At 70.4% G+C, this 6,124-nt stretch carries 4 protein-coding genes and 2 tRNA genes; 1 reads left to right on the top strand and 5 read right to left on the bottom strand.

Annotated elements, in window-relative coordinates; all coding sequences use genetic code 11:
• Nucleotides 1–126: 126 nt before the first annotated feature.
• From GCU69_RS12620 to GCU69_RS12600, 5 genes are all read right to left on the bottom strand, one after another.
• Nucleotides 127–199: transfer RNA gene (locus GCU69_RS12620), tRNA-Glu, on the bottom strand.
• A 51-nt stretch (nucleotides 200–250) separates the two neighbouring features.
• A tRNA-Gln gene (locus tag GCU69_RS12615) sits at nucleotides 251–322 on the bottom strand.
• Nucleotides 323–474: 152 nt separating this feature from the next.
• Nucleotides 475–1,971, bottom strand: a complete 1,497-nt coding sequence (gltX, locus tag GCU69_RS12610; RefSeq protein ID WP_098749735.1) for a glutamate--tRNA ligase — start codon at nucleotides 1,969–1,971, stop codon at nucleotides 475–477.
• On the bottom strand, nucleotides 1,964–2,746 hold the full coding sequence (locus GCU69_RS12605; RefSeq protein WP_098749734.1) for a fumarylacetoacetate hydrolase family protein: 783 nt from the start codon (nucleotides 2,744–2,746) through the stop codon (nucleotides 1,964–1,966). Before GCU69_RS12605 ends, gltX begins: the two co-directional genes overlap by 8 nt.
• A gap of 118 nt (nucleotides 2,747–2,864) precedes the next feature.
• On the bottom strand, nucleotides 2,865–3,041 hold the full coding sequence (locus tag GCU69_RS12600; protein ID WP_156206070.1) for a hypothetical protein: 177 nt from the start codon (nucleotides 3,039–3,041) through the stop codon (nucleotides 2,865–2,867).
• Nucleotides 3,042–3,602: 561 nt separating this feature from the next.
• On the opposite strand from GCU69_RS12600, the gene GCU69_RS12595 reads away from it, so the two are divergent.
• A partial coding sequence (locus GCU69_RS12595) for a sensor histidine kinase (RefSeq protein WP_156206069.1) occupies nucleotides 3,603–6,124 on the top strand: 2,522 nt, incomplete at its 3' end.

Raw genomic sequence — 6,124 nt, 5'->3', positions numbered from 1 at the left:
GGATTCGAACCGGCGCTACCGCCTTGAGAGGGCGGCGTGCTAGGCCGCTACACAACGGGGGCCCTAGCGATCCTCAACCTCGGCGCCTTCAGGAGCGACCCGAATGGTGCCGGCTACAAGGATCTGTACCCCCGACCGGATTCGAACCGGCGCTACCGCCTTGAGAGGGCGGCGTGCTAGGCCGCTACACAACGGGGGCTAGTCACAGCAACACGTACTGCACACAAGAGAGTTCTACGGGGATCTCTTGCTGGGCTACCAGGACTCGAACCTAGACTAAGTGAACCAGAATCACTCGTGCTGCCAATTACACCATAGCCCACCGGAACGCAATCCCTTGTGGGATTTTGTTCGGTCCGCGCTGTCCGTCCGGCCTGTTGGCCTTCCGGGCGGCGCAGGAAGAACATTACCCGATGGTGGACAGCGCTCCAAAACGGGTTCGCCCGCCCGGCACGGGGCCGGGCGGGCGGCCGCTCAGCCGGCGGCCAGGCGCTCCAGGGCCGCGTCCACACGGGCCAGCGTGCGCTCCCGCCCCAGCACCTCCAGGGACTCGAACAGGGGCAGCCCGACCGTGCGGCCCGTCACCGCGACCCGCACCGGGGCCTGCGCCTTGCCGAGCTTCAGACCGTGCTCCTCGCCCGCGGCCACCACGGCCTCCTTCAGGGCCTCGGTGTTCCACTCCGCGTCCGCGAGCTTGGCGCGGGCGGTGCGCAGCAGCGCGTCCGAGCCCTCCTTCATCGCCTTGGCCCAGGACGCGTCGTCGCGTACCGGCGCGTCGAGGAAGAGGAAGTCGACGTTCGCGGTGATGTCGGACAGGACCGTGAGCCGGGTCTGGGCCAGCGGCGCCAGGGCCTCGAAGGCGGTGCGGTCGAAGTCCTCCGGGCGCCACGGGGCGTGCGGGGCGGTGAGCCAGGGCTCGCAGCGGGCGATGAAGTCCTTCACCTCCAGCTCCCGGATGTGGGTGGCGTTGATCGCCTCGCACTTCTTGAGGTCGAAGCGCGCCGGGTTGGCGTTGACCGCCGAGATCTCGAAGGCGGCGACCATCTCCTCCACGGAGAAGATGTCGCGGTCCTCGGCGAGCGACCAGCCGAGCAGCGAGAGGTAGTTCAGCAGCCCCTCGGGCAGGAAGCCGCGCTCGCGGTAGAGGTTGAGTGAGGACTGCGGGTCCCGCTTGGAGAGCTTCTTGTTGCCCTCGCCCATGACGTACGGCAGGTGCCCGAACTCCGGGACGGTGCCGTTGCCGACGCCGATCTCGGCCAGCGCCCGGTACAGCGCGATCTGCCGCGGGGTGGAGGAGAGCAGGTCCTCGCCGCGCAGCACGTGGGTGATCTCCATCAGCGCGTCGTCGACCGGGTTGACGAGCGTGTAGAGCGGCGCGCCGTTCGCCCGCACGATGCCGAAGTCCGGCACGTTCTCGGGGGCGAAGGTCAGCTCGCCGCGCACCAGGTCGGTGAAGGTGATCGGCTCGTCCGGCATCCGGAAGCGGACGATCGGCGTGCGCTGCTGCTCCGTGTAGGCGGCGATCTCCTCCTGGGTGAGCACCCGGCACTTGCCGTCGTACCCGGACGGACGGCCGGCGGCGCGGGCCTCGTCGCGGCGGGCGTCGAGCTCCTCGGTGGTGCAGTAGCACTTGTACGCGTGGCCGGACTCCAGCAGCCGGCCGGCGATGTCGGCGTAGAGGTCCATCCGCTGCGACTGCCGGTACGGCGCGTGCGGGCCGCCGACCTCGGGGCCCTCGTCCCAGTCGAAGCCGAGCCAGCGCATCGCGTCGAGCAGCTGCTCGTAGGACTCCTCGGAGTCGCGTGCCGCGTCGGTGTCCTCGATGCGGAAGACCAGGGTGCCGCCGTGGTGGCGGGCGAACGCCCAGTTGAAGAGGGCGGTCCGGACGAGCCCCACATGCGGGTTGCCGGTCGGGGACGGGCAGAAACGGACCCGTACCGGGGAGGAGGGGGAGGGGGATGCGCTAGTCACGCTTGATCACCTTGTTGGTGAGAGTGCCGATGCCTTCGATGGTGACGGCGACCTCGTCGCCGGCGTTGAGGGGGCCGACCCCGGCCGGGGTGCCCGTGAGCACGACGTCGCCGGGGAGCAGCGTCATCGCCTCGGTGATGTGCACGATCAGGTCCTCGACGGGGCGGACCATGTCGGCGGTGCGGCCGAGTTGCCGCTGCTCGCCGTTGACGGTGCACATGATGGCCAGGTCGGCCGGGTCCACCGCGGTCTCGACCCACGGGCCGATCGGGCAGGAACCGTCGAAGCCCTTGGCCCGCGCCCACTGGTCCTCGGCGCGCTGGACGTCCCGGGCGGTGATGTCGTTGGCGCAGGTGTAGCCGAGGATCACGTCCCGCACCCGCTCGCGCGGGACCTCCCGGCACATCCGGCCGATGACCACGGCCAGCTCGGCCTCGTGGTGGACCTCCCGGGAGAAGGAGGGGTACGGCACCGGGTCGCCGGGGCCGATCACGGAGGTGGACGGCTTGAAGAAGGTGACCGGCACGTCCGGGACGTCACCGCCCAGCTCCGCGGCGTGCTCGGCGTAGTTCCGGCCGATCGCCACGACCTTGTTGGGGAGCACGGGAGGGAGCAGACGGACCTTGCTCAGCGGGACCTTGCTGCCCGAGCGCTCGAATTCGGCGAAGGGGTGGCCCTTGATGATGTCGAGGACGGGGCCGTCCGGGTCGGACGGTTCCCCCTCCACGACGCCGAAGGCGACGTTGCCGTCGATGGAGAATCTGGCGATGCGCACGGGAAGCTGCTGCCCCTCACTGACTGGCCGGGAACTGGACGCCCCAGGCTAACGCTCCGGGCAGTCCGGCCGGTTCCGGCGCACGGAGCCGGCCGGTCACCGGGGGGGGGGCGGATGATCAGCCCGCGGGAACGTCCGTCAGGATGGTGCGGCGCGGGTTGGCGGTCCGGGCCGGGAGTTCGGCCGTGTGCTCACGCTGTTCGCCGTCGGCCGAGACCATCTCGTCGGCGTCCTCGAGGTGCGCCAGCGTGGTGCGTCGCGGGTTGGCTATGTTGCGGAACATCATGGTCTTCACCGGTTCAGTCCTTGCGCTTGTCGTTTCGGCCAATGGTGTCAACCGCCAGGCTAGACACGCGCTTCCCCGCCGAACTGACGACCAAGCTATGAACATCGTGTGATTTTGCTCACGATTTGCCGGTCAAAAGGGGCAACTCAGACAGCGGCCCTTCACTCCTGAATCCGGCAATACCTTCCAAATACGGGCAATGCCCCCCTGTGGGGTGCTACCGGGACAGCCGTCTCGCCCGAGCAATTACTGCTTGTATGTCCGCTATGGACCCAATAGGTTTCGACCCCTCGTGATGCCGCCCGTACATAGCGTCACGCCCGTCACGGAGGTTTGCTCCGCTCTTGTTGGAGATCCCGCTCTGTGCTGGAATCTCACGGACCGCCGCACGATCCAGCCGGCGCGCACGGAGGCGCAGAGCAGCGCCGCGCGGCGGTGCTCCACTGTCCGGACGCGGAGTTGCGGAGACGCGCCGGTCACTCACGACCACCATGGGGGCCCCGGTCCCCACGACTCGACACCGTTCCCCCGTCCCGCGGAGGAACGCCTGGTCCAGAGGTTGCGACGCTAGTGCAGGGACGTTTCAAGAGGGATAGCAGCGCTGCGGCGGACCCGGAGCTGCGCGGTGCCACCGACCGCGGCTCGTCGCCCCAGCGTGCCCAGGGCGCGGGGGCGGGCCCTGGCGACCAGAACTCCGACAGATCGGCGCAGCCGGACGCACAGGGCGGCGACGGCGCGGACCGCCCGGCGGCGGCTCCGCCGCCCCAGAGCGGCTCCGGCTCGCGCCTCGCCCTGCGCAACTGGCGCATCAGCACCCGGCTCGTGTCCCTGCTCGCGCTTCCGGTGGTCGCGGCGACGTCCCTGGGTGCCCTGCGCATCGACAGCTCCATGGACGATCTCTCGCAGCTGGAGAACATGCAGCTGCTGACCGAGATGACCAAGCAGGCCACCGAGCTGGCGTCGGCGCTCCAGGAGGAGCGCGACCACTCGGCGGGGCCGCTCTCGGCCGGGGACGAGAAGAACGACGACGTCGTCTACCCGCGGCAGAAGACCGACCGCGCCAAGCAGGCGTTCCGCGAGGCCACCCAGGACATCGAGGCCTCGGACGACGAGACCCTGGTCGGCGTCAACTCCTCGCTGGTCAACATCCTCAAGCAGCTCGAAAAGATCAAGCAGGTCCGCGCGACCGCGTACGACAACGACGACTACATCGCGCAGACGGTCCAGAGCTACAACGAGCTGATCAACTCGCTGCTCTCGCTGTCCCAGGACATGGCCCAGGCCACCAGCAACAGCGAGATGATCCGCGCGACCCGCGCGCTGGCGGCGTTCTCCTCCACCAAGGAGTACGCCTCCATGCAGCGCGCGATCATCAGCGCCGGCCTCGCGCACGAGCCCAAGCCCAAGCTCTCCCCCAGTGACCGGCTCTACGGCGAGTCCGCGCTGCTGAGCGAGGAGTCCACGCTCGCGCAGTTCACCCAGATCTACGACGGCAAGCAGACCACCGAGGAACTCCTCCAGGCGCTCGACGACGGCGGTAACGCCAACATCATCCTGGCGGACAAGTACGCGGCCCGGATGCTCAAGCCGAGCAGCCCGATCTCGGACGAGACCCGGTCGTACAAGGACTGGTACGACCAGGACACGACCAAGATCGAGGAGATGTCCCGGATCGAGCAGACGCTGCTCTCCGAGATGGAGGACAAGGCCCTCGAACTGCGGTCCGAGTCCCAGCGCATCGCGATCCTCAACGGCGCCGTGATCCTGCTCGTCCTCGGTGTCTCGCTGGTCGGCGCCTTCGTCGTGGCCCGCTCCATGGTCCGCTCGCTGCGCCGGCTCCAGGACACCGCCCAGGACGTCTCGCAGAAGCGGCTGCCCGAGCTCGTCCGGCAGCTCTCCGAGTCCGACCCGGAGGACGTGGACACCTCCGTCACGTCCGTCGGTGTGCACAGCCGGGACGAGATCGGCCAGGTCGCCCGCGCGTTCGACGACGTGCACCGCGAGGCGGTCCGCCTCGCCGCCGAGCAGGCTCTGCTGCGGGGCAACGTCAACGCGATGTTCACCAACCTCTCGCGCCGCAGCCAGGGCCTCATCCAGCGCCAGCTGTCGCTGATCTCCGAGCTGGAGAGCCGCGAGGCCGACCCGGACCAGCTGTCCTCGCTGTTCAAGCTGGACCACCTCGCGACTCGTATGCGCCGGAACGGCGAGAACCTCCTCGTCCTCGCGGGCGAGGAGCCCGGCCGCCGCTGGACCCGCCCGGTCCCGCTGGTCGACGTACTCCGCGCCGCGGCCTCCGAGGTGGAGCAGTACGAGCGCATCGAGCTGAGCGCGGTCCCGTCGACCGAGGTCGCCGGCCGGGTCGTCAACGACCTCGTGCACCTGCTCGCCGAGCTGCTGGAGAACGCCACCTCGTTCTCCTCCCCGCAGACCAAGGTCAAGGTCACCGGCCACGCGCTGCCCGACGGGCGGGTGCTGGTCGAGATCCACGACACCGGCATCGGCCTCTCCCCCGAGGACCTCGCGGCGATCAACGAGCGGCTGGCGAGCCCGCCGACCGTGGACGTCTCGGTCTCCCGGCGCATGGGCCTCTTCGTGGTCGGCCGGCTGTCGCAGCGGCACGGCATCCGCATCCAGCTGCGCCCCTCGGACTCCGGCGGTACGACCGCCCTCGTCATGCTGCCCGTCGACGTCGCCCAGGGCGGCCGCAAGGGCCCGGCCAAGCCCGGCCAGGGCGGCGGCGCGCAGGGCGGCAAGGGCAACGCGGGCGGCGCCCCGGCGAACCGGCTCGCGGGGATGGCCCCGCGCGGCCAGGTCTCGGGAGGCAGCCGTCCCGCGCTGCCGAGCCGCGACGCCGGCCCGGACAGCCGTCCCGGCGGCCCCGGCGGCCCCGGCGGAGGGCTCCCGTCCCGCCCCGGCGCCGGTGCCGGCCAGGGCAGGCCCGCCGGTTCCGGAGCGCCGCAGAGCGGCCCGCCCGGAAACCTCTTCGGCGTCCCCGGTGGCGGCTCCGGCCAGATGCCGTCGCCGCAGCCGCCACAGCCCCGTGCCCCGCAGCCGCAGAACGCCCAGCGGCAGGACGGCGGCGACGCCAACCG

It is taken from the genome of Streptomyces lycii (assembly GCF_009735685.1).
GTDB lineage: Bacteria > Actinomycetota > Actinomycetes > Streptomycetales > Streptomycetaceae > Streptomyces > Streptomyces lycii.
This window is presented reverse-complemented; position numbering and strand designations above follow the sequence as displayed.